This window comes from Mycobacterium kyogaense (genome assembly GCF_003254575.1).
GTDB lineage: Bacteria > Actinomycetota > Actinomycetes > Mycobacteriales > Mycobacteriaceae > Mycobacterium > Mycobacterium kyogaense.
The window spans coordinates 30,366-54,920 of record NZ_QJUA01000020.1 but is presented as its reverse complement, the minus strand read 5'-3'; the positions used below and the strand labels follow the sequence as shown (position 1 = coordinate 54,920).

General features: G+C 69.1%; 24 protein-coding genes and 1 other RNA gene. 15 read left to right on the top strand and 10 right to left on the bottom strand.

What is annotated here, in order from left to right; translation table 11 throughout:
* Positions 1-27 precede the first annotated feature (27 nt).
* The 3 genes from DMB80_RS28825 (at position 28) to DMB80_RS15215 (ending at position 976) form a co-directional block, all read left to right on the top strand.
* On the top strand, positions 28-153 hold the full coding sequence (locus tag DMB80_RS28825) for a hypothetical protein (protein ID WP_276131549.1): 126 nt from the start codon (positions 28-30) through the stop codon (positions 151-153).
* 12 nt (positions 154-165) lie between these two features.
* Positions 166-315: a hypothetical protein gene (locus tag DMB80_RS28150; protein ID WP_162938544.1), complete on the top strand. Its 150-nt coding sequence runs from the start codon at positions 166-168 to the stop codon at positions 313-315.
* Between the two features lie 400 nt (positions 316-715).
* Complete coding sequence (locus DMB80_RS15215; protein WP_111510617.1) at positions 716-976, top strand: hypothetical protein; 261 nt, start codon at positions 716-718, stop codon at positions 974-976.
* Positions 977-980: 4 nt separating this feature from the next.
* Here the strand turns inward: DMB80_RS15215 and DMB80_RS15210 are convergent, their stop codons facing one another.
* The 3 genes from DMB80_RS15210 to DMB80_RS15200 all read right to left on the bottom strand — a co-directional run bounded on the left by DMB80_RS15210 (position 981) and on the right by DMB80_RS15200 (position 5,772).
* A complete protein-coding gene (locus tag DMB80_RS15210) occupies positions 981-2,537 on the bottom strand; it encodes a hypothetical protein (RefSeq protein WP_111510616.1) in 1,557 nt (518 codons plus the stop codon).
* A 258-nt stretch (positions 2,538-2,795) separates the two neighbouring features.
* On the bottom strand, positions 2,796-4,046 hold the full coding sequence (locus tag DMB80_RS15205) for an MgtC/SapB family protein (RefSeq protein ID WP_111510615.1): 1,251 nt from the start codon (positions 4,044-4,046) through the stop codon (positions 2,796-2,798).
* Between the two features lie 16 nt (positions 4,047-4,062).
* A complete protein-coding gene (locus DMB80_RS15200) occupies positions 4,063-5,772 on the bottom strand; it encodes an amidohydrolase (protein ID WP_111510614.1) in 1,710 nt (569 codons plus the stop codon).
* Positions 5,773-5,808: 36 nt separating this feature from the next.
* On the opposite strand from DMB80_RS15200, the gene DMB80_RS15195 reads away from it, so the two are divergent.
* Positions 5,809-6,774: a cobalamin biosynthesis protein gene (locus tag DMB80_RS15195; RefSeq protein WP_111510651.1), complete on the top strand. Its 966-nt coding sequence runs from the start codon at positions 5,809-5,811 to the stop codon at positions 6,772-6,774.
* On the opposite strand, the gene DMB80_RS15190 is transcribed toward DMB80_RS15195, so the two are convergent.
* From DMB80_RS15190 to DMB80_RS15180, 3 genes are read right to left on the bottom strand one after another with little or no spacing between them, the layout of a single operon-like run.
* Positions 6,728-7,534 carry an SURF1 family cytochrome oxidase biogenesis protein gene (locus DMB80_RS15190; protein ID WP_111510613.1) on the bottom strand — a complete coding sequence of 269 codons (807 nt, stop codon included), beginning with the start codon at positions 7,532-7,534 and terminating at the stop codon, positions 6,728-6,730. The two genes, DMB80_RS15195 and DMB80_RS15190, sit on opposite strands and share 47 nt — an antisense overlap.
* A gap of 3 nt (positions 7,535-7,537) precedes the next feature.
* Positions 7,538-8,032 (bottom strand): low molecular weight protein-tyrosine-phosphatase, encoded by a 495-nt coding sequence (locus DMB80_RS15185; RefSeq protein ID WP_046366447.1) that lies wholly within the window; start codon positions 8,030-8,032, stop codon positions 7,538-7,540.
* The gene (locus tag DMB80_RS15180) at positions 8,025-8,702 is read right to left on the bottom strand and encodes an HAD-IA family hydrolase (RefSeq protein WP_111510612.1); all 678 of its coding nucleotides are present in this window, start codon (positions 8,700-8,702) and stop codon (positions 8,025-8,027) included. The genes DMB80_RS15185 and DMB80_RS15180 overlap by 8 nt, the downstream gene beginning before the upstream one ends.
* 88 nt (positions 8,703-8,790) lie before the next feature.
* On the opposite strand from DMB80_RS15180, the gene DMB80_RS15175 reads away from it, so the two are divergent.
* The 3 genes from DMB80_RS15175 to DMB80_RS15165 are packed head-to-tail and all read left to right on the top strand — an operon-like array spanning position 8,791 to position 11,706.
* Positions 8,791-9,921, top strand: a complete 1,131-nt coding sequence (locus DMB80_RS15175; protein ID WP_111510611.1) for a Nif3-like dinuclear metal center hexameric protein — start codon at positions 8,791-8,793, stop codon at positions 9,919-9,921.
* Positions 9,911-10,648, top strand: a complete 738-nt coding sequence (locus DMB80_RS15170; protein ID WP_111510610.1) for a zinc ribbon domain-containing protein — start codon at positions 9,911-9,913, stop codon at positions 10,646-10,648. The genes DMB80_RS15175 and DMB80_RS15170 overlap by 11 nt, the downstream gene beginning before the upstream one ends.
* Positions 10,645-11,706, top strand: a complete 1,062-nt coding sequence (locus DMB80_RS15165) for a bifunctional RNase H/acid phosphatase (RefSeq protein WP_111510609.1) — start codon at positions 10,645-10,647, stop codon at positions 11,704-11,706. The genes DMB80_RS15170 and DMB80_RS15165 overlap by 4 nt, the downstream gene beginning before the upstream one ends.
* On the opposite strand, the gene DMB80_RS15160 is transcribed toward DMB80_RS15165, so the two are convergent.
* Positions 11,697-12,281 (bottom strand): helix-turn-helix domain-containing protein, encoded by a 585-nt coding sequence (locus DMB80_RS15160; RefSeq protein ID WP_111510608.1) that lies wholly within the window; start codon positions 12,279-12,281, stop codon positions 11,697-11,699. The two genes, DMB80_RS15165 and DMB80_RS15160, sit on opposite strands and share 10 nt — an antisense overlap.
* A gap of 47 nt (positions 12,282-12,328) precedes the next feature.
* On the opposite strand from DMB80_RS15160, the gene DMB80_RS15155 reads away from it, so the two are divergent.
* Positions 12,329-13,246 carry an NAD(P)/FAD-dependent oxidoreductase gene (locus DMB80_RS15155; protein ID WP_111510607.1) on the top strand — a complete coding sequence of 306 codons (918 nt, stop codon included), beginning with the start codon at positions 12,329-12,331 and terminating at the stop codon, positions 13,244-13,246.
* The gene (locus DMB80_RS15150; RefSeq protein ID WP_111510606.1) at positions 13,243-13,881 is read left to right on the top strand and encodes a class I SAM-dependent methyltransferase; all 639 of its coding nucleotides are present in this window, start codon (positions 13,243-13,245) and stop codon (positions 13,879-13,881) included. The genes DMB80_RS15155 and DMB80_RS15150 overlap by 4 nt, the downstream gene beginning before the upstream one ends.
* Here DMB80_RS15150 and DMB80_RS15145 read toward each other — a convergent pair.
* Complete coding sequence (locus DMB80_RS15145; protein ID WP_111510605.1) at positions 13,859-14,485, bottom strand: maleylpyruvate isomerase family mycothiol-dependent enzyme; 627 nt, start codon at positions 14,483-14,485, stop codon at positions 13,859-13,861. The genes DMB80_RS15150 and DMB80_RS15145 overlap by 23 nt on opposite strands.
* Positions 14,486-14,539: 54 nt before the next feature.
* On the opposite strand from DMB80_RS15145, the gene DMB80_RS15140 reads away from it, so the two are divergent.
* Positions 14,540-15,838, top strand: coding sequence for a DUF222 domain-containing protein (locus DMB80_RS15140; protein WP_111510604.1), 1,299 nt, complete (start codon positions 14,540-14,542; stop codon positions 15,836-15,838).
* Between the two features lie 62 nt (positions 15,839-15,900).
* Positions 15,901-16,329, top strand: an RNA gene (gene rnpB, locus DMB80_RS15135) — RNase P RNA component class A.
* 12 nt (positions 16,330-16,341) lie between these two features.
* Here rnpB and DMB80_RS15130 read toward each other — a convergent pair.
* A complete protein-coding gene (locus DMB80_RS15130; protein ID WP_111510603.1) occupies positions 16,342-17,823 on the bottom strand; it encodes a CYTH and CHAD domain-containing protein in 1,482 nt (493 codons plus the stop codon).
* A gap of 152 nt (positions 17,824-17,975) precedes the next feature.
* Between DMB80_RS15130 and DMB80_RS15125 the strand changes: the two genes are divergently transcribed.
* A complete protein-coding gene (locus DMB80_RS15125; protein WP_111510602.1) occupies positions 17,976-19,757 on the top strand; it encodes a fatty acyl-AMP ligase in 1,782 nt (593 codons plus the stop codon).
* 25 nt (positions 19,758-19,782) lie between these two features.
* Positions 19,783-20,562: an enoyl-CoA hydratase/isomerase family protein gene (locus tag DMB80_RS15120; protein WP_111510601.1), complete on the top strand. Its 780-nt coding sequence runs from the start codon at positions 19,783-19,785 to the stop codon at positions 20,560-20,562.
* A 3-nt stretch (positions 20,563-20,565) separates the two neighbouring features.
* Here DMB80_RS15120 and panB read toward each other — a convergent pair whose 3' ends face one another.
* Positions 20,566-21,408 (bottom strand): 3-methyl-2-oxobutanoate hydroxymethyltransferase, encoded by an 843-nt coding sequence (gene panB, locus DMB80_RS15115; RefSeq protein WP_111510600.1) that lies wholly within the window; start codon positions 21,406-21,408, stop codon positions 20,566-20,568.
* Between the two features lie 157 nt (positions 21,409-21,565).
* On the opposite strand from panB, the gene DMB80_RS15110 reads away from it, so the two are divergent.
* Together DMB80_RS15110 and DMB80_RS15105 are read left to right on the top strand one after the other, a co-directional pair.
* On the top strand, positions 21,566-22,963 hold the full coding sequence (locus DMB80_RS15110; protein ID WP_111510599.1) for a WS/DGAT/MGAT family O-acyltransferase: 1,398 nt from the start codon (positions 21,566-21,568) through the stop codon (positions 22,961-22,963).
* Positions 22,964-23,019: 56 nt separating this feature from the next.
* Entirely contained in the window at positions 23,020-24,555 is a 1,536-nt protein-coding gene (locus tag DMB80_RS15105) for an alpha/beta hydrolase (RefSeq protein WP_205538694.1), read from the top strand.

The window sequence follows — 24,555 nt, the reverse complement described above, 5'->3', positions numbered from 1 at the left end:
TCGCTCGACCGTGAGGAGGTGGTGGAGATGAACAGCCACCGCACCTACGACGGACACGGATCTGGTCACTGCCAGGAGTGCAACAACACCCTGACGCAGAACGACTGCGATGCCCGTGGCCTCGGCCTGTACGACTTCCTGATCGAGAAGTAGGCCGACCGTCGGATGACCGAACCCGTCACCAGGTGGGTGACGGGTCTCGGTCCCGACCGGCGGCGTGCTCGCCCGTTCGTCCAAGGGGCCGTCGATGACGTGGAGGATGGGCGCGCGGCCGTCCTCCACCGCCGCTCGGCGCACCGCGACGAGCGGGCGTAGTTCGGAATCAATCACGTCGAGGCTGCGCACACCATCAGCGCAGGACCGCCGGATCGGTTGACCGCCACCGACACGCTGAACCCGGCATCAATCGCGGGCCGGTTTCCGTTCGCCGAATAGGGGCGACGCCCACGTCAGCGGGTGCGACAATACCGTATTAGTCGGGAAAGTGCCTCTCTCGCAATGTAATTCGATGCTGCGACATGCACGCTCTAGTGACACACTGGCGACCTGACCACAGCCGAGAGTACGAACGTCGCCCCGGGGTCACCGACGGCGGCGGGCCGACCAGCTCGCAACTCGCCGGGCTGCGGGCCGGGATGCGCCCGGTGCCGCCCCTCACCTGACGACGGACCACAACCACGCGGGGCCACCTCACCAACGACACCGAGGAGACACCGTGACGACGACGACCGCGCCGGACAGCCGCCGCCTGCAGTTCCTGGACGACTACTGCCCCGAGTGCAACCCGGCCGGGCACCACGCCGACAGCCGGGTGCGCCGCGCCACTCTCACCGAGCCGACCGAGGTCAGCCGAGGCGGCGGGGCGTGGGCGCTGTGCCGCTATGAGTGCGCCGGGTGCGGGCACCAGTGGCACCGAGACGACCTGTGGACCGCCGAGTCCGCCGGGTTCAATTCCACGCGGCGGCGGGCCGCGTGATGGCTTAGTCCCAGCGGAACAGCCGCCGATAGAGCGCCTCGGTCGGATGGAGTTCTGGTGGTCGGTACCCGGTATCGGTGACCTTGCCGAGCAATTCGATGGCGTCGGACGCGTTGGCCGGTTTCGTGCACATGACCAGATAGGTGAACAGGTCGATGTATTCCAGGCTGGCTCTGAACAACTCGACGGCCGTGGTCGCGACTTCGGCCACGGTCGTCGGTTGCCCGAAGATCGCGTTGGGCGGAGTGGCCCGCCACACACCGAGCCGGTCCACTAGCTCCTGCGTCAACTCGACATCGGTCTGGCCGAGGTCGATGGCGATGGCTTGGCTGTTGCCGTAGGTCCGGTTGGTGAACGATCCGGTGGGCAGGACGGCATCGTGGATGCGGTTGCGGAGTTGAGAGCAGGCGAACGCGAACCGCTGCAACTCGCGCAATCGGGTCAATTCCGGCGCGTCGGGGTAGTTGGGTTCCACGTAGTCATCGAGTGTCTTGGACGAGTGCAGCGACTTGCGCAAGTCCTTGCCCGAGGTGGGGTCGAGCCACCGAACGAACGCACGCCCGTAGCCGTCGAAAACCGCCATCAAATAGAGCATCTCGCGGTCGAACGCCTCGCTGACGGACTCGATGGTGTCCGTCGTCGGTGCGGCGTCGTGACCGTTGGTGCGGCTCAGTGCAGCGATGACCTCATCGAGCGCCCGCGCGGCGCGGCGGATTCGTGTCCGTAGGGTCTCGATCTCCGCCAGCGCACGAATGTCCCCGAGTTGTGCGGCGACGAGGCGAAACATGTCGAGCCAGGCGACCAGGCTGCCCAGCCCGATGTCGTACACCTCTTTCATCGACGGGGGTTCCATCTTCTCGGTGGCACTGCCGTAGGAAGTGCTGTACCGATATTCGGCGACGGTCCGGTTGCCGGTCATCCGCAGGTAGTGACCGAACACCGGGTGCAGATCGTCAGGGGTGACCGAGGTGACGATGTCGTTGTCGCCCACATCGGCCCGACCAACCGACGGCGCAAGCGTCACCACCACGTCGGTACCGAGCCCGAACCCGGCAGAGGCGAGCACCGCCCCCCGTATGCGGTCGTCATTGCTGATGTCGTCGGCGGTCGTGTTCTGCGCGTCGAACAAGGCGAAGATGTCGAAGAAGTGGCACTTCCGCCACCCCCAACTCTCCTCTCCGCGCATGGTCGAGACGCTGAACTCCACCGAGTCCAGGAATCGGCCCACGCTCTGCGGGTCGGTGTAGTGGATGACGTAGTGCTCCTCGACCTCGCACGCCTCGATCCACGCGGTGGCCAGTGCGTCGTCGTCATCCTCGAACACCATGAGCATCGGGGTGACGACATCGCGTCGGAGGACGTGCACCAGGTCCTCGTAATCCGACGGCTGCGGTCCCAGCGTGCGCAGGTCGAGCCCGACGACGAGTGGCCGCGTCGCGGGGGTGATGGGGAACAGCGGTTGACGGTCCTTGGCGACCGCGCGGGCGTATCGCACAAACTTCGCGTGGGGACCGTCCGACGGGATGGTCAGCGCGGCGTCGGCGGCATTCGGTGAGGCCATGGACCGATTGTCGCGTGAGCCCCCGACACGTTCGGGCGTGTCGGTCTGCGCACTACCGCTGGCGTGTCGGACGCGCGTTCGCCAGTGTCCCAATGGTGTCCCAAGACATGCACGAACGGCGTGGACACCGTGGACGAGGTGGACATCCGAACCGCCTCTGACCTGGACATGGCGGACACCGCCGCGCGCGGGTTCACACGTTCCGATCCCTTTACACACCAGCGGTCGGCGGTTCGATACCGTCCGCGCCCACCAGAATCAGGCCGCGACGGAACCGGCCGCCAGCACGAGGCCGAAGACGAGCGCCGGCAAGGCCATCCCGGCCATGAACCGCAGGCCGAACCGACGGCCGCCGGCGGTGAACGCGAGCACCACCTTGACGAGCAGGTTCGAGCCCAGCGCGGCGGCGATCGCGAGAAGGGCCGTGTCGACGGTGACAGCTCCCTTGGCCGCGAGGCTGGCGGCAGCCACCGCGCCGGCGTGTGCGTCGGCGAGGCCCGCGGCGAACGCAGCAAGCACCGCGCCCTGGGCGCCGAGGACGGCGGCTCCCCATCGGGCAACGAGCAGAGCGACGGTCAGCACGGCGGCCAGGATCAGGGCCGGCCGCAGGGCGAACGGTCGCGTGCGGGACAACGCGGCGGCCTCGTCGCCGTCGGTGTTCTGCTGCGAGTGCGCGCCGCCCCGGTAGACGACCGCGGCAATCGCCACCAGGACGACTGCTGCCCCGATCAAGGGTGGCCACAGACGACCGAGCACATCGACGTCGACCAGGCCGATGACGATGAGCATCTGCACGATCGTGGCGAGGCTGGCGAGCAAAGCGCCGGCCAGTGGTCCCCGGATGCCGGCGGCCGTCCGGGCCAGCCGACCCATCGAAGCCGTTGCCGCGCTGGCCGATACGAAGCCGCCCGCGAGGCCGGCGACGAGCAGACCGCGCTCGGGCCCCAGGGCGCGCACACCGACGTAACCGAGCCAACCGATCCCCGTCAGCAAGACGACGAGAAGCCAGATCCTCTCCGGATTGAGCACGCCATACGGTCCCAGTGGCCGGTCGGGTAACAGCGGCAGGATCACGAACGCCACGACCAGGAACTTGATGGCGTCTTCGACTTCGATTTCGCTGATGATCTGCCGGGCGAAGCGATGAATTCTGGCCTTGGACACCAGGAGTCCGGCGACGATGACGGCCAGGGCTACGGCCACCGTCGGGCGGGTGTAGGACAGCGCACCGAGCATGTAGGCGAGGAGGGCGGCGATCGCCGTCGTGGTGCCCGGGTCCTCCTCGCTGGTGCGAAAGTACGCCAACGCCGAGATGGCGCTGACACCGGCAAGCCCTATGACGACGACCCACGGGCCAAAGCCGGCCGCGACGGCTCCACCCAGCGACAGCAGTGCGAATGACCGTGATCCGGCCGGCAGTTTGCGACGGTGGCTGCGTTCTCGCTCGAAGCCGAGCAGAAGCCCGATGGCCAGCGCCACGAGGAACGGCTGGATCTCCTGCCAGCTCACGGTGTTCCTCCCTACGTCAGCAGCAGCCGGTGGTCTTCCGCTCGGCCAGGTGGGCGTGTTCGGCGTTGTCGCCGCCCCGAACCGCCGCGACGAACTCGTCGAGATCGATGCGTCGCCCGCCCAACCAGGTGCCCGTCACCTGCACCGTGTCGATCAGCGCGGTCGGTTCGACCTGCCACGGGTCGGCCGTCAACTCCACGAAATCGGCAAGCTTGCCGGGGCTGATGGTTCCGACGAGATGGTCGCGGCCCAGTGTGCGGGCGGCGTCGATCGTCTGTGCGCGCCACGCCTGATCGAGCGAGATGGCCTGCTCCGCACAGTGCACCGTGCCTTTGCGGGTACGCCGGGTCACCGCGGTGGCGATGTTGACGATCGGCGTCGGCGGCGACACCGACCCGTCGTTGTGCAGCGACACGCACGCCCCCGAGTCGACGGCGTCGGCGAACGCCGCCCACCGCGCCCCGTGTTCGGGGGAGAACATCGCGCCGTCGAGCAACTCGCCCCAGTAGTAGTACTGGAACGGCGCCATCGACACGTGCACCCCGAGCCGCGCCGCGCGATCGAAGTGGGCCCGGGTGCCCGCCCCGCAGTGCTCCAGCCGCCAGCGGTGATCGGTGCCGAGCAGGCCGTGGCGCGCCAGCGCGTCCTCGTAGGCGTCGAGCGCGAGATCCAGTGCCAGATCGCCGTTGGCGTGGAACGCCATCTGCCATCCCGCCGGCGCCGCTTTGTCGAGGATCGCGTCGAGCTGTTCGCGGCTGTAGTTCATCGAGTGCGCCCCGCCGGCCATCGCGGGATCGATGCCGGCGGTGCGGGTGGCTTCGGTGTCGAGGTAGGGAAACGAGATCGCGATGTTGCCCACCCACGGCGATCCGTCGGTCCAGAGCTTCACCCCGGTCTTGGTCAGCCAATCCTCACCGGCAGTGAATGTGGTTGGCTCCCAATAGGTGTCGGTGACCGACATCTCCCACATGCTCACCCGCAGAGGACACGACGGCGCGGTGGCCAGCGCCTCGTATCCCGCCGCGAACTTCGGGTCGTACGTCATGTCCGACGTCGAGGTGTAGCCGCCGCGCGCCATCAGCGCGTAGTAGCTCGCGGCCGACACCAGCGGGTCACCCATCTGCGACATCAGCGGCATCGTCACCGCCGTCACGACGGGGAGTTCGAACCCCTGCCCGTTCAGCGACCCGTCGGCGTTGCGGCCGAATCGGCCCGCGACCGGATCGGCCGGTGGATCGGCATCCCAGCCGTGGGTGCGGATCACCGCGGAGTTGAAATACACGCCGTGCCCTGAGTTGTCGGTGATCACGGTGACGCGATCACCGAAGATATCGTCGAGTTCCTCGGCTTTGGGGGACGGATGTCCGTGCAGCAGTGCGTCGTAACCCGCGAACCACAGCGGGGTGTCGGGGTCGGTGTCGGCCAGGGCGTCGGCGAAGATCTGCTGCACCTCGGACCACGACGCCGCGACCCACGGCGCGATCGAGCGGGCCGGCGCCTCGGTGGCGATTCCGCTGATCAGCGGATGGCTATGCGGCTCAACGAATCCCGGCGCCAACACCGCTGCGCCGGAGTCGATCTCTTCTGCTCCCGGCAGCGCGGCGCGGCACTGGTCGACGCTGCCCACCGCGACGATTCGCCCGCCGGACACCGCGACGGCCTCCGCGCGCGGCACGGCCTCGTCCATGGTGATGACGGTTCCTGCGGTCACGATCACGTCGGCCATGGGCACAGTCTGACACCGATGTGACAAGCTGCCGTGGTGTTCGCAGCAGTTCGCCGCCGCCGCGCCGCCGGAATCGCGCTCGGCGTGCTCGCCGACGCGGCATTCGGTGATCCGCAGCGCGGCCACCCGGTGGCGGTGTTCGGCAGTGGCGCTGCCGCGCTCGAGCGCCGGTGCTACGCGGACAGTCGCGCCGCGGGTGTCGGGTACGCCGGCACGCTGCTCGCGGCGGTGACGCTGACGGCTGCCGGCCTGGGGCGACTGAGCCGGCGCAGCGCGCTCGCCGAGGTGGTGTGGATCGCGGCGGCGACGTTCACCGCGCTGGGCGGCACGTCGCTGGCCCGCACCGGAGACCGGATGGCCGACCTGCTGGGCGCGGCCGACCTGGCCCCAGCGCGTGACCTGCTGCCGTCACTGTGTGGCCGGGATCCGTCGGTGCTCGACAGCGCGGGGCTCGCGCGCGCCGCCCTGGAGTCGATCGCGGAGAACACCTCCGACGCTCAGGTGGGGCCGCTGCTGTGGGCTGCCGTCGGAGGCGCCCCCGGCGTGCTGCTGTACCGCGCGGCCAACACCCTGGACGCGATGGTCGGCAACAAGTCGCCGCGGTATCGCAGATTCGGCTGGGCGGCAGCGCGATTCGATGATCTGCTGAATCTCGCCGCGGCCCGGTTGACGGGTCTGCTCGTCGTGGTGTGCGCACCGCTGGTGGGTGGCTCACCCGTCGGCGTGATCCGGGCGTGGCGCAGCGACGCCGCCCGCCATCCGAGCCCGAACGCCGGTGTCGCTGAGGCGTCGTTCGCCGGGGCGCTCCGAATTCAGCTGGGCGGGCCCACCCAGTACGCCCACGAACTGGAGATCCGCCCCACCCTCGGCACCGGACGGCCACCCGGTGCCGGTGACCTTCGGCGAGCGGTCCGGCTGTCGCGGGCCGTTCAGTTCGCGGCCGCGGCGGCCGCCGTCAGCGTCGCCTGCCGTATCGGTCGGCCAGTTTGTCCGCAGGCGTGACCGGCTCGGCGGGCACGGCCTTCTCCCGACGCCTGGCCTGCACCTCGGCATAGACGAAGTAGCCCACCCCGATGGGGGCGATGATACCGAACGCGATCCACTGGATGCCGTAGGACAGGAACGGACCGGCCTCCAGGCGCGGCAGCGGAACGACGCCGAGGCCGCCCGGTTGGTCCTCGACCAGCTGCAGGTAGGCCCCGGCGAGCGGAACCCCGACCAGCGCGGAGATCTGGCCGGGATTGATCGAATACACCTGCTGCACACCGGCGTCGCGGAACGGGTCCTTGCCGACGGCGACAGGTTCGGGGTCGCGCAGCCGGGCGGTGATCGTGACTCGCCCGGTCGGGGCGGGAGCGATGTCGGGCACCGCGGAGCCGGTCGTGGGCTTCACATAGCCGCGATCCACCAGCACGGTCGGGCCGCCGTCGACGGCGAAGGGCACCAGCACCTCGAACGCCGGATCGCTGTCGATCACGCGCAGCCTGGCCACCACCTGCGCATCGGTCAGGTACCGCCCGGTGGCCGTCACGCGCTTCCACTGCTGGTCCGGCGCCGACGAATCCTGCTGCGGCAGAAGCGTCGTCAACGGCACCGCATCGGCGTTCAGCGACGCCGAGATCTGGGCGTTCTCCCGGGACGTCTTCGTGTTCTTGTGCAGCTGCCAGGGCGCGAGCACGGTGAAGCACAGGTAGGCGAACGCGATCACCACCACGTAGAGCGCCAGCCACTGCGGGCGCAGGAGGAAGGCGAGCCGGCGCATACCTCAGCCCGCCTGCCGCCGCTCGGCGAGCTGCTCGTCGACCCAGGCGTGTAGACCGGGCAGGGCGGCGTCGATCACCGCGAACACCGCCTCGAAATCGTCCTGCGTGCCGTAGTAGGGATCGTCGACGTCCAGCGCGTGCTTGCCCGAGCGCGGGTCGAACGAGCGCAGCATCCGCAGCCGGTCGGTCGGCACGCCCCTCTCGGAGAGCATGCGCAGATGGTTGCGACCCAGCGCCACCACCAGATCGGCGTCGAGATGGTCCTCGGTCATCTGGGCGGCCCGGTGCCCACTCGGGTAGCCGTGCTCACGCAGCGTCACCCCGGCACGACGGTCCGCCGGCTCACCCTCGTGCCAGTGCCCGGTGCCCGCGCTCGTGACCCGCACCGCGTCGGCCAGGCCACGCTCGCTCAGCTGATGGGCGAACATCTTCTCGGCCATCGGGCTGCGGCAGATGTTGCCCGAGCAGATGAAGGTCACGTGCAACTGGTCAGACACCCAGCACCTCACGCAGCGCTGCGACGTCGGCCACATGGGCCAGGGCGGGGCTGGGCGAGGCCGTGAAGTCGGCGCGGCCGTACCCCCAGTCGACGACGATCGTGCCGATCCCGTGGGCGGCGGCGCCCTCGACGTCATGAGAGCGGTCACCGACCATCACGACGCGGTCGGGGAGCGGCGCCAACTGAGCGAGTGCATGGGCCACCACGTCGGCCTTGCGGGCCCGGCTGCCGTCGACGCTGGCGCCGGCGATCACCTCGAAGAAACCGTCGAGTTCGAAGTGCGCCAGGATGCGTTGCGCGGTGGGTTCGGCCTTCGAGGTGGCCACCGCCAGCCGGACACCCGCGCGGGTCAGGTCGATGAGCAGGTCGGGCACGCCCGCGAACGGACGGTTCATCGACCAGCCCCGGGTCGTGTAGTCGGCGCGGTAGGCGGCCATCGCCTCGCCGGCCTGCTCACCCAGACCCATCGACTCCAAGGTGTGCCGCATCGGCGGACCGACGATGCGGCTCACCAGGTCGCCCTCGGGTACCGGGGCGCCGATCGCGGCCAGGGCGTGCCGGAAGCTGGCGACGATGCCCTCGGCGGAATCGGTCAGCGTGCCGTCCAGGTCGAAGATGACCAGATCGCCGCGGCGGACCCGGGTCACCCGAGCCGCGCTGTCCACCATGTCCGTCACGCGACCCATTGTCCCTGATGCCCGGAGTGGCTGGACCCGCGCACTACTGTCGTGATGTGGCATGTCCCGAGGTGATGGAATGACGGTGCGTCTCGCCGACGTCATCGAGGTACTCGACGCGGCCTATCCGCCCCGCCTCGCGCAGAGCTGGGACTCCGTCGGCCTGGTGTGCGGAGATCCGGCCGAGGCGATCGAGTCCGTCACCGTCGCCGTCGACGCGACGGCCGAGGTGGTGGCGACGGTGCCGCAGCGCGGGCTGCTGCTCGCGCATCATCCGCTGCTGCTGCGCGGCGTGGACACCGTGGCCGCCGACACCGCCAAGGGTTCGCTGCTGCACGCGATGATCCGCACCGGTCGCGCGCTGTTCACCGCGCACACCAACGCCGACAGCGCGGCACCGGGCGTCTCCGATGCCCTCGCCGGGGCACTGGGTCTGACGGTCACCGACGTGCTGTCGCCCGAGCCGGCCTCCCCGGGGCTGGACAAGTGGGGCGTCTACGTCCCGCGCCAGAGCGCCGCGGCGGTGCAGACCGCGATGTTCGATGCCGGGGCCGGTCAGATCGGCGACTACGCGCAGTGCAGCTGGAGCGTGTCGGGGGTCGGGCAGTTCCTGCCGCTCGCCGGCGCGTCACCCGCCATCGGAGAGGTCGGCACCGTCGAGCAGGTCGACGAGGACCGCGTGGAGATGGTGGCGCCCCGGTCTCGCCGCGCGGCAGTGCTCGCCGCCCTGCGCGCGGCACATCCGTACGAGGAGCCCGCGTTCGACGTCGTCGCCGTTGCACCCGTACCCGACGGCACCGGACTCGGCCGCATCGCGGCGCTGGCCGAGCCGGAACCGTTGAGCGTGTTCGTCGCCCGGGTGCGTCGCGGTCTGCCGGCCACCACGTGGGGAGTGCGCGCCTCCGGAGACCCGGACGCGATCGTGTCCAGTGTGGCGCTGTGTGGTGGCGCCGGGGATTCGCTGCTCACCGAGGTCGACGGTGCGGGCGTGCAGGCGTACGTGACCGCGGACCTGCGCCACCATCCCGCCGACGAGCACCGGCGGTCATCGGGCGTCGCGCTCGTCGACGTCGCGCACTGGGCCAGTGAGTTCCCATGGTGCGGCCAGGCGGCCGCCCTCTTGCATCAACACTTCGCCGATCTGCCCGTCACCGTGTCCCCGGTGCGCACCGACCCCTGGAATGTCGAGGAATGTTTTCATGAAAGCTGATGTGGCACAGCAACGTCTGGTGCTCGAGCTCGCGGAACTCGACGCTGAGATCGGTCGGCTCGACCACCGGCTGAAGAACCTTCCCGAACAGTCCAAGCTGGAGGCCGCGCAGAGCGCCCACCACGAGGCGAACGACCGGCTGGCCGTCGTCCAGTTGGCGCTCGCCGACATCGACGCGCAGATCGCCAAGTTGGAGAACGAGATCGACGGCGTGCGTCAGCGGGAGGACCGCGATCGTCGCCTGCTCGAGGGCGGCACCGTGGACGCCAAGCAGCTCACCGAAATCCAGCACGAACTCGACACGTTGGAGCGGCGGCAGGCCAGTCTCGAGGATTCCCTGCTCGAGGTGATGGAACGGCGCGAAGAGCTGGCCGGCGATCAGGATCGGGAACTGGCCGGGATCGACGACCTGCAGAGCGCGATGACCGATGCGCAACGCAACTGTGAATCGGCGCGCACGCATCTCGCCCAGCTCGCACATCAGGCACGTTCGCGGCGTGAGGAACTGGTCGCCACGATCGATGAGTCGCTGGTGTCCATGTACGAGCGTCAGCGCGCCCGTGGCGGGACAGGCGCCGCCACCCTGCAGGGCAGGCGGTGCGGCGCGTGCCGGCTCGAGATCGACAGGGGTGAGTTGGCTCGCATCGCCGCCGCGCCGGACGACGAGGTGCTGCGGTGCCCTGAGTGCTCGGCAATCTTGCTGCGGATCAAGGGTTCCGGGGCGTGAAGGTCCTCGTCGAGGCCGACGGGGGATCGCGCGGTAACCCCGGTCCGGCCGGGTACGGCGCCGTCGTGTGGTCCGCAGATCGCACGGAGGTGCTCGCAGAAGCCAAGGCGGCGATCGGTCGCGCCACCAACAACGTGGCCGAATACCGTGGGCTCATCGCAGGTCTGGAGACAGCCGCGGGCGTCGGCGCGACCGACGTCGAGGTCCGGATGGACTCGAAGCTGGTCGTGGAACAGATGGCCGGGCGTTGGCGGGTCAAGCACCCCGATCTGGCTGCGCTGCACCAGCAAGCACGCGAGCACGCCGCTGCGTTCGAGCATGTCGTCTACACCTGGGTTCCCCGCGAGCAGAACAGCGCCGCCGACGCGTTGGCGAATCAGGCGATGGATGCCGCGGCGGAATCGGAAGCGGTGAAGGCGAATCCGGCCGGATGGACGGGCGCCACCGGCGCGCCCACACGCCTCCTGCTGCTGCGCCACGGTCAGACCCCGCTGTCGGTGGAACGTCGCTATTCGGGGCGCGGCAACCCCGACCTGACCGAACTCGGCGTGCGCCAGGCCGCCGCCGCGGCCGGCTATCTGTCCCGCATCGGAGGGATCGACGCGGTGGTGTCCTCCCCGCTGCAGCGGGCGCGCGACACCGCCTCGGCGGCCGCAGGTGCGCTCGGCCTCGACGTCGAGGTCGACGACGACCTGATCGAAACCGATTTCGGTGCATGGGAGGGGCTGACGTTCCGCGAAGCGTCCGAGCGGGATCCCGACCTTCATCGACGCTGGCTGGCCGACACCGCCGTCGCCCCGCCGGGGGGCGAGAGCTTCGATGCCGTCGCGCGCAGGATCACCCGTGCGCAGCAGCGTCTGCTCGCCGAACGCGCCGGCCAGACGGTACTGGTCGTCTCCCACGTGACGCCGATCAAAACGCTTCTGCGCGTTGCCCTGGACGCCGGCCCGGCGATTCTCTACCGGCTGCACCTGGATCTCGCGTCGCTGTCGATCGCGGAGTTCTATCCCGACGGAGCGGCGTCGGTGCGACTGGTCAACCAGACCGCCTATTTGTGATCGGTGTGCAGGTGCACGCGTTCGCCGTGGAGGCCGAACAGTGCTAGTGCCTCCACCGGACCGTCGACGGTGCCGAACCAGTGCGGCGTCCACGTCGAGAACTCCACGGCCTCACCGGGTTTGATGGTGAAATCGCGATCGCCGAGGAGTAGGCGCATGCGACCGGACAGCACGTACATCCAGTCGTGGCCCTCGTGGACCGGAAGCTGCTCGGGCGGGGTGCGCCGTCGTGCGCTGATCCGGATCTTGTAGGCGTGTAGGCCCCCGGCGGGACCCTGACCGGTCAAGGGCCAGAACGTGATCAGATGGCTCGTGTGGGCGGTGCCGCGCACCCGCGGATCATCGACCTCGGGTTCGCGGAGCAGCTCGTCGGTGCTGACCGAGAGCGCCCGGGCCAGCCGCGGCAGGTGGTCGAGAGCCAATCGGCGCTTTCCGGATTCCAGCCGGCTCAACGTGGAGACGTCGATGCTCGACCGGGACGCCACATCGTCGAGCGTCATGCCCCGCTGGGTGCGCAGTTCGCGGAGCCGCCGCCGCACCCGGGCGTCGACCCCGTCGTCGTCTCTTGCCTGCATGGCAAAAGAGCTTGGCAGATCGCGCGCTCTGCGGGCAAGGTGGTGACATGAGTGAGAGATGGGACTGTGTGGTGATCGGCGGTGGCGCCGCTGGGCTGAGCGCCGCGCTGGTGCTGGGCCGAGCTCGGATGCGCACGCTGGTGGTGGACGCCAGTGCGCAGAGCAACCTTGCCGCGCACGGCATCGGCGGACTCCTCGGTTTCGACGGGGTGCCGCCCGCGCAGCTGTATGCGAGGGGCCGCGACGAGGTCACCCGATATCCGTCGGTGGAGGTGCTCGACGGCGAGGTCACGTCGGTGATTGCACACGAGGGTGGCTTCACGGTCGGGCTGCCCGGCGGTCGCGCCGTCGAGGTGCGGCGGGTTCTGCTGACAACCGGTATGCGCTACGAATTGCCCAGTGTCACAGGCCTCGACGAGTTCTGGGGTGGCTCGGTGTTCCATTGTCCGTTCTGCCACGGCTGGGAGATGCGCGAGCAGCCCCTCGGGGTGATCGCACAGGGGGAGCGGGCGGTCCACATGGCGACGCTGCTGAGTCAATGGAGTGACGACGTCGTGGTGCTGTCCAACGGGCCTGCCGAGGTGAGTCCCGCCGGCCTGGAGCAGTTGACGGCGCGCGGGATCGCGGTCGACGAGCGTCAGATCGCGCGAGTGTCGGGTGCCGACGGACAGCTGGACACCGTGGTGTTCGCCGACGGCACGACGCTGAGCCGGCGGGGCTTGCTGGTGGCGAGCACGCTGTATCAGCGCAGCGGGCTGGCACGAGCGCTCGGTGTGGCTTTCGCCCCACCCGGTCCGTTGTCGGAGGAAGCCATCGCGGTGGACGCGATGTGGCAGACCTCGGTGCCCGGTGTGTTCGCGGCCGGGGATGTGAGCGTGCCCATGCCTCAGGTGGCTGCCGCGGTGGCCTCGGGGTCGGCGGCCGCCGCAGCAATTGTCCGCAGTGTGATGGAGGAGGACGTATGAATACGCATGACGAGCAGGACGTGAAGGCGCACTGGGAAGCCAGATACGGCGAACGGGACCGTGTGTGGAGCGGGCGGGTCAATCCGTGGGTCGCGGAGGTGGCGGGTTCGCTGCCGCCGGGCCGGGCGCTCGATCTCGGCTGCGGCGAGGGGGCCGACGTCCTGTGGCTGGCCGAGAACGGTTGGCGCGCCCTCGGGGTCGACATCTCCGAGACGGCACTGCACCGCGCGACCGACGAAGCGGCCCAACGGGATCTCCGCGATCGGACTGCCTTCGTTCAGATGAACCTCTCCGAGGACTTCCCGGAGGGGACCTTCGATCTGGTCTCGGCGCAGTTCCTGCAGTCGATGGTGCAGCTGGACAGGGAACGCATCTTCGCCGCGTCGGCGCGGGCCGTCGCGCCGGGCGGGGTGTTGATCATCGTGGACCACGGCGCAGCTCCGCCCTGGGCGAATCTGAAGCACGATCACGAGTTCCCGACGGTCGAGGGTGTGCTGGCTCAGATCGACCTGGATCCTGGGCAATGGGAAACGCTGCGTGCGGCGCCTGTGGAGCGGGATGCGGTCGGGCCCGACGGTCAGCAGGCGGTCCTGATCGACAACCTCATCGTGCTCAGGCGCCGAGCCGACGGCTGAGTTCGTCCACGCCCGGCCCGCTCAGCTGTGACAACGCGTCGGGGCGGCCGGTCATCGCCATCAGTACGGCTTCTCCCGGACCTCGGACTGGAGCGCCGCGGCCGGCGGCCCAGTCGAGATCGGTGGCGATCATCCTGAGGCCTCGGGTTCGCATCGCGCCGCGAATCAGCGGCGCGATGCGCGCGAAGTCGAGAGCGGCCAGCAAGGGGCCAGCCTCGATGGTGCGTGGCAAGTTCAGAGCCCGGCGGACGTCTTGGTGGTGAATCATGCATTCTGTCAACGCGATTCGGCCGCCGAAGCCTGAGCTGACGCCGCGGGGCTCGGCGTTGACGCGCAGGGCGGTGATCAGCTGGTCGCGGGACCAGGTCGTCAGGCGAGTGACGTCGGCGGTGTTGAGCCGATCGACCCGGCCGCGGTGTCGCGCCATGTGTGCGAAGAAGCCCGCGCGGCTGCGATCGAGGTAAGCCACCAGATGAGCCCCGACATCGCGAACCCGCCAATCGCCGCACAGGCTCGGCGCATTCCATTGCTCATCGTCGAGGCCTGCCAGCAGGTCGGCGAAGTCCCGCCGCTCCGCGGTCGCCCACTCCGTCTTCGAATACACCGCGCTCCACTGTGGCAGATCGAGTTGTCGGTGGCGTGTTGTAGCGTCGGGATCATGTTCGCACAAGTGTTCGATGTCGATGGTTCAGCCTCAGAGGCTGAGCTGCGCGAGGTCGTGACTCGCTGCGAACAACTCAAGGCCCAGGCTGCGGCGGCGCAGGCCCGCGCGACCGCATTGTGGGCCGAGAAACGCCGCGTAGCCGAAGCTCAGGCGGGGATGCCGTTGCGACGGCGCGGCCGGGGGTTGGCTTCGGAAGTCGCGCTGGCGCGGGCGGATTCGCCGGCCCGCGGCAACCAGCACCTCGGCTTCGCCCAGGCCCTCGTCGGAGAGATGCCCCACACCCTGGCCGCGCTCGAAGCCGGGGTATTGACCGAATACCGGGCCACGCTGATCGTCAAACAATCGGCCTGCCTGACCGTCGAAGACCGGCAGGCGCTCGATGCCGAGCTCTGCGCCGATATGGATGCGTTGACCGGGTTGGGCAATGCGCGCATCGAGGCCGCGGCCGCAGCGATCGCCGCCCGCCTCGACGCCGCCGCCGTGGTGCAACGCAAAGAACGCGCGGCGGCGTCCGCGCGGGTCTCCACCCGGCCCGCACCGAACGGCATGGTGTACCTGACCGCGCTGATGCCGCTGGCCCACGGCATCGGGGTGTACGCCGCGCTCAAGCGCGAAGCCGATCTGTGCGGCGACGGCCGACCGCGCGGGCAGGTCATGACCGACACCCTCTACCACCGGGTCACCGCCCGCCCGGCCGAGACACCGGCGCCGATCGCAGTCAACCTCGTCATGGCTGACACCACCCTCCTCGGTGACGATGACAGCCCCGGCTGGGTGCAGGGCTACGGCCCCGTCCCGGCCGCGGTGGTGCGGGATCTGGTGTCCGATGCGGTGGCTGATGAGGCGGCGAAAGCGACGTTGCGGCGGCTCTACCGCCACCCGGCCAGCGGACAACTGGTCGCGATGGAATCCCGGAGCCGCCGGTTCCCGAAAGGGTTGGCGATTTTCATCGGGCTGCGCGATCAGACCTGCCGCACCCCCTACTGCGACGCGCCGATCCGCCACCACGACCACGCCACCCCCGCCCGCCGGGGAGGCAAAACCTCAGCGCTCAACGGGCTCGGCACCTGCGAAGCCTGCAATTACGCCAAAGAAGCCCCCGGCTGGACCGTCACCACCCGCGAGGCCGAGGGCCGCCACACCGCCGACTACACCACCCCCGCCGGCGCGACCTACCACTCCACCGCACCACCACTCCCCGGACCACCGCCGGCCCGTCGCTACAGCGTCATCGAAGGGGGGCTCAGCATCGACCTCGTGGAATTGGGCGTCGAACTCAAACGCAGCGCCTGACCAATCGGCGGGCGCATTCGTTTCCGGAATCTCTGCGGCAGGCGCTACGTTGTCAGGGCGGATGAGCTGGCCGGGCGGCCGCGGACCACACCAGACCGGACAGGGGTACGGCCGAGGTGGTTCGAGGAAAGTCCGGACTTCGCAGAGCAGGGTGATTGCTAACGGCAATCCGAGGTGACTCGCGGGAAAGTGCCACAGAGAGCAGACCGCCACACCGGGTCTTCGGACCAGGGGTGGTAAGGGTGAAACGGTGCGGTAAGAGCGCACCAGCGCTCCGGGTGACCGGAGTGGCTAGGCAAACCCCACCCGAAGCAAGGCCAAGAATGTCGCGTGGGGGGCGCGGCAGCGCAGACGCCCGAGGGCTGCTCGCCCGAGTCTGCGGGTAGGCCGCTCGAGGCACCCGGCGACGGTGTGCCCAGATGGATGGTCGCCGCCGCGCCGCCAGACATGGCGGGGCGGAACAGAATCCGGCTTAGAGGCCAGCTCATCCGCCCCCGACGGGTTCAGGCCTTCTTGACGGCCTTCGCCAGTTGCTCCAGGGCGTCGGCCACCTGTTCTTCGCAGCGCACCGCCAGGTCGTGTTCCTGCTGGTACAGCAGCCCGTAGGTGAACGTGTCCTCGCCGGCGGCGTGCGCCTGCTGGGCCTGCCGGCTCAGATGGGCCCTGCTCACCACGCTGTCCTGATGATCGCCCAGCAGCGACTGGATGGCTCTTGCCCGATCGGCCACCTTGGCTTTCCCGGTGGCCGCGGCCGTGTACCGCAGCTGCTTGGCGCGCTTGCGGATCTTGTGCAACGCCTCGTCGGCGTGCTCGCCGCCCTCCTCGGCGGTCGCCTTCTTCGCCGCTTTGCGCACCCGCTTGTAGGCCGAATCGATGGTCACCTCGGCGGGTTCTTCGCCGGGCGCGAGCGAGGGCTCGGCCGTCGTCAATTCCTCCAGCGCATCCAACAACCGGAAATACCTGGGTGTGCGCATCGCTGCCAACGAGCGCTTCCACCCGGTCTCGTATCGCTTCTTCGCACCCTCGACCAGCCGCTCGCGCACCGGTCCTCGGACGAGGTCGTCAGGCAACCCATCCAGTGCGTGCTCATACCGCTCGGCCAGCACCTCCGCATCCCGCGCCACCCCGAGCACACCGGCCAGTTCGCGTAGCTCCGCAAGCACCCACGAGTCGTCGTCGATGCCGAACGCGCCCTCGGACGACTGCAGCAGGCTGCGGATCTTGCGTGTCGTCACCCGCATCTGATGCACCGAGTCGTACACGTCCGCGCGCACGGCGCGGTCCCATTCGACCAGTTGGGCGACCTGCTCAGCCACCGCGCGGTGCACCGGATCGTCGAGCGCCGCCAAATCCTCACCGGCGGGGGTCGCCAGCACCCGAGCCAACTTCGAGCCGTGCCCGGCCGCGCGGGCCCCGGCGTCGAGCAGACGACGCGTCAACGGTTTGAACAATCCGCGATCTGCGCCTTCGGCGAGCTCGAGCTCCCACTCCCGCCAGTGCTGCTCCTCGCCGCCCACCGCGCCCGCGGTCACGTGGTCGTCGCAGAATTCGGCCACCTCGGTCCCGTCGGCGCCGTAGAGCGTCGTGACCTCGCGCACGGTGCTGATCCGCGCGACCGGAGCCAGCCCGTGATCCCTGACGATCGCGAGGACGACGTCGCGCAGCCCGTCGGGCACCTGCGGATGCGCCGGCGTGCCGTCCTCGAGGGGAAGCCGGACCTCGGTGCGGCTGTCCTGACCTGCCGGCAGCTTCAGATGCCACCCCGCGTCCGTGCCGCCGGTGCGGCGACGCAGCGTGATGCGGTGGCGCGCCAGGTCATGGGCCGATGTGTCGTAGTAGACAGCGTCAAGAGACTGTGACGGCGACCGCTCTGCACGAGACACCGCAGCCAGACCCTCGAATGACGGGGACACCGTCGCATCGTCGACGTCGAACTTGCGCTCAGTCTCGGTGTACCTGGACATATCGGACGCTCGGCCGGGCATGGACACCTTCGTTTCGGCGGGATCGGGGCCACAAGACTGCCACACGGAGGTGAACCGCAAACCCGGCCGCCGTTATCGAAACGGAATCCACTCGACACCAGACTCGCCGGACGGGTGCACACGACAACTTAAGTAACTCTTACAATTCTCTCATGAGTCCAGAGATGAGGCTCGAGGATTATCTCGACGCCGAAGGCAACATCGAGATTCCTGTCGGAGTCACGCTGACGTCGTTCATCGATCGCCACGCTGAACAGTCGGGTGAGGCGCCGGCCTACCGCTACCTCGACTACGAGCGCGACTGCACGGTCGAGTTGAGCTGGTCGCAGATGCGCACCCGACTCCGCGCCGTCAGTGCCCGGCTCCAGCAGATCACCGACTCCGGCGACCGCATCGCGATCCTCGCCCCGCAGGGCGTCGAGTACGTGGTCGGGTTCTTCGCCGCCATCCAGGCCGGCGGCATCGCCGTCCCGCTGTTCGCCCCCGAACTGCCCGGGCACGCAGAGCGCCTCGACGCCGTGCTGGGAGATGCGCAACCGACCGTCGTGCTGACCACCACCGCCGCCGCCGCGGCCGTGCGTGACTTCCTGCGCACCATCCCGCGCGACCGACGGCCGCGGATGATCGCCGTCGACGCCGTTCCCGACGCCGTCGGCGAGCACTTCACACCGGTCCGCATCGACACCGACGACATCGCCTACCTGCAGTACACCTCCGGATCCACGCGCACGCCGGCCGGCGTCGAGATCACCCATCGCGGTGCCGCGACCAACGTGGTGCAGATGATCGAGTCCGTGGGGCTGGACTGGAACACCCGCAGTGTGAGCTGGCTGCCGCTGTTCCACGACATGGGTCTGTTGATGATCATGTTCCCGGCTCTGGTCGGCGCGCACATCACCCTGATGTCACCCGTGGCCTTCGTGCGGCGGCCCTACCGCTGGATCCGTGAGCTCGGCGCATCGGATGCGCCCACGTTCGCGGCGGCGCCGAACTTCGCGTTCGAACTCGCCGCCCAGCGCGGCCGCCCGCCGGCCGGCGAGGCGCTCGACCTGACCAACGTGGCCGGCCTGATCAACGGCTCCGAGCCGGTGAGCATGGCATCGGTCGATGCCTTCGTCGACGCGTTCGCGCCGTACGGACTCGACCCCGCAGCGATCAAACCGTCCTACGGAATGGCCGAGGCGACGCTGTTCGTGTCCACCACCGAGTCCGGGTCCGCGCCGAAGGCTGTGCACCTCGACCGGCAGGCGTTGGGCGGGGGAGACGTCGTCGAGGTCGACGCCGATGATCCCGACGCCGTGATCAGCGTGTCGTGCGGTCAGATCGCGCGCAGTCAGTGGGCGGTGATCGTCGACCCGCAGACCGAGGCCGAGCTGCCCGACGGGCGAGTCGGTGAGATCTGGTTGCACGGCGACAACATCGGCCGCGGGTACTGGAACCGTGCCGACGAAACCGAACTGACCTTCCGCAACAAGCTGCAGTCGCGCTTGACCGACCGGAGCCACGCCGCCGGCGCGGCCGAGAGCGCCCTGTGGCTGCGCACCGGTGACCTCGGCGTCTACATCGACGGCCAGCTGCACATCACCGGGCGCGTCAAAGATCTGGTGATCGTCGACGGTCGCAACCACTATCCGCAAGACATCGAGGCGACGGTCTCCGAGGCCTCCAAGGCGGTGCGGTCCGGCTTCGTCACCGCGTTCTCCGTGCCCGGTGTGGGACGCGAAGAGGTGGTGATCGTCGCAGAACGTGCCCCCGGCGCCGGACGCGCGGACGCCGCCCCGATCGTCGAAGCCATCCGCGCTGCCGTCTCGCGACGCCATGCCATTCCGCTGGCCGACATCAAACTCGTTGCGGCAGGGGTGATCCCGCGGACCACGAGCGGTAAGTTGGCACGCCGGGCCTGCCGGGCGCGCTACCTCGACGGCACTCTCTGAACCGCAGCGCGATACCGTCGCCGGTGTGAGCGACTTCCACACCATCGACGTGCACCGCAGCGAGGGGCTGGTGCGGCTGACGCTGAACCGGCCCGACGCGGCCAACGGCATCGACGCCCAGATGGCGCGTGAGCTCGCGGCGGCTGCCGCCGCATGCGACGACCCGACCGTGAAAGTCGTCGTCATCACCGGCGCCGGCCGCTTCTTCAGCGCCGGAGGGGATCTCAACGACTTCGCCTCCGCGCCGCACCGCGGCCGCCACCTCAAGGGCGTCGCCGACGACCTGCACCGCGCGATCTCGACATTGGCGCGCTGCGACGCCGTCGTGATCACCGCGGTCAACGGTGCCGCGGCGGGCGCCGGGTTCTCGTTGGCGGTGCTCGGGGATCTCACCCTGGCCGCGGAGTCGGCGTCCTTCACGATGGCCTACACCCGAGTCGGATTGACGCCGGACGGCAGCGCCACCTATCTGCTGCCGCGCCTGGTGGGGATGGCGCGCGCCAAGGAACTGATGCTGACCAATCGCAGGCTGTCGGCCCAGGAGGCGCTGCAGTGGGGTCTGGTGACCGAGGTGGTCGCCGACGACGCGCTGGCGTCCCGCGCCGACGAGCTCGCCACCGCGATGCTGGCCACCTCCGGCGGTGCCAACGGTGGCGTCAAGGCGCTGCTGCACGACAGTTTCGGCAACGGGCTCGAGGCCCAGATGGAGGCCGAAGGTCGGTTGATCGCCCAGCGCGCCGAATCCGCCGACGGCCGCGAGGGTGTGGATGCGTTCCTGGCGAAGCGGACCCCCGACTTCGCCTGACGGTCAGAAGGAGTGTTCCTCGGCGGGGAACGCTCCGGTGGCCACCTCGGCTGCGTATTGTGCTGCAGCGCGGCGCAATTCATCGCCCACGGCGCCGAACTTCTTGACGAACTTCGCGGTGCGGCCGCTGGTCATGCCGGCCATGTCCTGCCAGACCAGCACCTGGCCGTCGCAGTTGGGGCCGGCGCCGATGCCGACGGTCGGGATGGTCAGCTTGCCGGTGATCTGCGTGGCGAGCTCAGCGGGAACCATCTCCATCACCACCGCGAACGCACCGGCCTCCTGCACGGCGATCGCGTCGTGGATGGTCTGCTCGGCGCCGTCACCGCGGCCCTGCACCTTGAACCCGCCCAGGCCGTTGACGCTCTGCGGGGTGAAGCCGATATGGGCCATCACCGGGATTCCGGCCGCCGACACGGTGGCGATCTGCTCCGCCACCCGCTCGCCGCCCTCGAGCTTCACCGCGTGCGCGCCGGTCTCCTTCAGGAATCGGGTGGCCGTCGCCAGAGCTTGTGCCGGACCGGCCTCGTAGCTGCCGAACGGCAGGTCGGCCACCACCAGCGCATGCGGTGCACCCCGGACGACGCCACGCACCAGCGGGATCAGCTCGTCGATGGTCACCGGGACCGTGGTGTCGTAGCCGTACACGACGTTGGCCGCCGAGTCGCCCACGAGGAGCACCGGAATCTCGGCCTCGTCGAACACCCTGGCGGTCGAGAAGTCGTACGCGGTCAACATCGCCCACTTGTGGCCTTCTTGCTTCCACTTGGCGAGGTGATGAGTGCGGACCTTGGTCCGCGGAGCAGCGGTGTGGGTGGCAGCCCCGTACACACTCTGTTCAGACATCGATGTCTCCAGATGGGTGGTCGTTTCGGATCCTCGAGGCCGCTCTGGGTCCCCGGGTTCCGCTGACCCGTCAAGTCTGCCATCACGTCACCAGAAGTTGAACAACGCGTTAAGTGGATTTGCTCACATCCACCTGCGGCGCGCTTACGATCGGCGGATGCAACGGCTCAGCGGGCTCGACGCCAGTTTCCTGTACCTCGAGACCGCGGCGCAGCCGTTGCACGTGTGCTCGATTCTCGAGCTGGACGCGTCCACGATGCCCGGCGGTTACTCGTTCGCCAAGCTGCGTGACCTGCTGGCCGAACGCATCCGCGCGATGCCCGAGTTCCGTGAACGGCTGGCCGACAACCGTTTCAACCTCGACCACCCGGTGTGGGTGGACGACAAGGACTTCGACGTCGACCGGCATCTGCACCGGATGGGCCTGCCGTCCCCGGGTGGCCCGCGCGAGCTGGCCGAGATCTGCGGACACATCGCGTCCCTGCCGCTGGACCGCACCCGCCCGCTGTGGGAGATGTGGGTGATCGAGAACCTCGGCAGCGACCCCGACGATGGCAGCGCAAGTCAGCGCATCGCGGTGATGACCAAGGTGCACCACGCCGCTGTCGACGGCGTGACGGGCGCGAACCTGATGTCGAAGCTGTGCACCACCGAGCCCGATGCCCCCGCGCCGGAGCCCGTCGCCGGTCCCGGCGGCGGAAGTGATCTCGAGATAGCCCTCAGCGGCGCCGCGCGCTTCGTGAGCCGCCCGCTGGGCTTGGTCAACGCGGTGCCGAACACGTTGACCACGGTGATCGACACCGTCCGCCGGGTTCGCAGCGGGCAGACGATGGCGCCGCCGTTCATCGCGCCGAAGACCGCGTTCAACGCCAACGTGACCGGGCATCGCAACGTGGCGTTCGCCCATCTGGACCTCGACGACATCAAGACCGTCAAGAACCACTTCGGGGTCAAGGTCAACGACGTGGTGATGGCCCTGGTCTCCGGTGTCCTGCGCACGTTCCTGCTCGACCGGGATGAACTGCCGGACAACTCGCTGATCGCGATGGTGCCGGTGTCGGTGCACGAGAAGTCCGACCGGCCCGGCCGCAACCAGGTGTCGGGGATGTTCGCCCGGCTGGAAACCAACATCGCCGACCCCGTCGAGCGGCTCAAGGCCATCGCGGAAGCCAATACCGTTGCCAAACAACACAGTTCGGCGATCGCAGCCACCCTGCTGCAGGACTGGACGCAGTTCGCCGCGCCCGCGGTGTTCGGCGCGGCGATGAGGGTCTACGCCAGCAGCAGGCTCAGTGGTGCCCGTCCGGTGCACAACCTGGTGGTGTCGAATGTTCCTGGACCCCAGGGCAGGCTCTACATGCTGGGCTGCGGCGTGGAAGCGATGTACCCGCTGGGGCCGATCTTCCACGGGTCCGGACTGAACATCACCGTGATGTCGCTGTCGGGCAACCTCGACGTCGGCATCGTGAGCTGCCCCGAGCTACTGCCGGACCTGTGGGACATGGCCGATGACTTCGACGTTGCGCTCAAAGAGCTGCTGAACGCGACCAAGTAGGCGCTCCGACCGCGCCTTGCCAGCGCAGATGCCGGTTCATGGCAGCATGTGTTGCCATGAAGCTCATGACCGGGATCGCGAGATCCGGCCTCGTCCTCGCGGCGGTCATGCTGCTCGTTGCCGGTTGCAGCAAGGTGGTCGACGGCCGTGCCCTGCTCGCGGTCCCGCGCCCCGGTTCGCCGATCCAGTGGAGCGCATGCAAGGCCGTCGGGCCGTCCGATCGCTCCCGCATCCCCACCGGTGCCGAATGCGGCCTGCTCTCCGTCCCGGTGAACTGGGACAACCCCGACAGCGCCGAGGGCGCGGTCGCCCAGCTCGCCGTGGTGCGGTTCAAGGCCACCGGTCAGAAGATCGGCTCGCTGATCATCAACCCTGGCGGACCCGGTGAATCGGGGGTCAACGCCGCCGCCAACATGCTCGCGACCATGCCCGAAGCGTTGCGCGAGAAGTTCGACCTGGTGGGCTTCGACCCGCGCGGCGTCGCGAATTCCTCACCCGCGGTGTGGTGCAACAGCGACGCCGACAACGACCGGCTTCGCGCCGACAACGTGGTGGCCTACACCCCCGACGGCGTGGCGCACATGGAGAAACTGACCAAGGAGTTCGTCCAGCGCTGCGTCGACAAGATGGGTAAGGACTTCCTCGCCAACGTCGGGACGGTCAGCGTGGTCAAGGACCTCGACGCGCTGCGCCAGGCCCTCGGCGACGAGAAGCTGACCTATCTGGGGTACTCGTACGGCACCCGCATCGGCGCCGGCTACGCCGAGGCCTACCCGGACAAGGTGCGGGCGATGATCCTCGACGGTGCGGTCGACCCGAACGCGGACCCGCTCGAGGCCGACATCCGCCAGGCCGCCGCGTTCCAGAAGGCCTTCGACGATTACGCCGCAGACTGCGCCAAGGACGAGAACTGCCCGCTGGGCACCGATCCGGCCAAGGCCGTCGAGGTCTACCAGTCCCTGGTCTGGCCGCTGGTCGACAAGCCCGCCGCCACCGCCGATCCCCGCGGCCTGAGCTACTCCGACGCGGTGGTCGGCACGATCCTGCCGCTCTACTCGCCGAACCTGTGGCGGCACCTGACCCAGGCGCTGACCGAGATCAAAGAAGGCCGCGGCGACACCATGCTCTCGCTGGCCGACCTGTACATGGGCCGCGACGCCCAGGGCCACTACAACAACTCCACCGACGTCCGCGTCGCCGTCAACTGCGTCGACAAACCCGCGATCACCGACCGGGCCACGCTCGTCGACCAGGACCGGCGACTGCGTGACGCCGCGCCCTTCATGAGTTACGGCACGTTCACGGGATACGCGCCGTTGGGCACATGCGCGATGTGGCCGGTGCCGCCCACCAGTCAGCGCCACGAGATCAAGGTCAACGGGCTGCCGCCGGTCCTGGTGGTTTCGACGACCAACGATCCCGCGACCCCGTACCAGGCCGGTGTCGACCTGGCCAAGCAGCTCGGCGGGAGCCTCCTGACCTATGAGGGCACCCAGCACACGGTCGCCCTGCAGGGCAACGCCTGCGTCGACGACATCGCCACCCAGTACCTGCTCGACCTGACTGTGCCGCCGGCCGGTGCCCGATGCTGA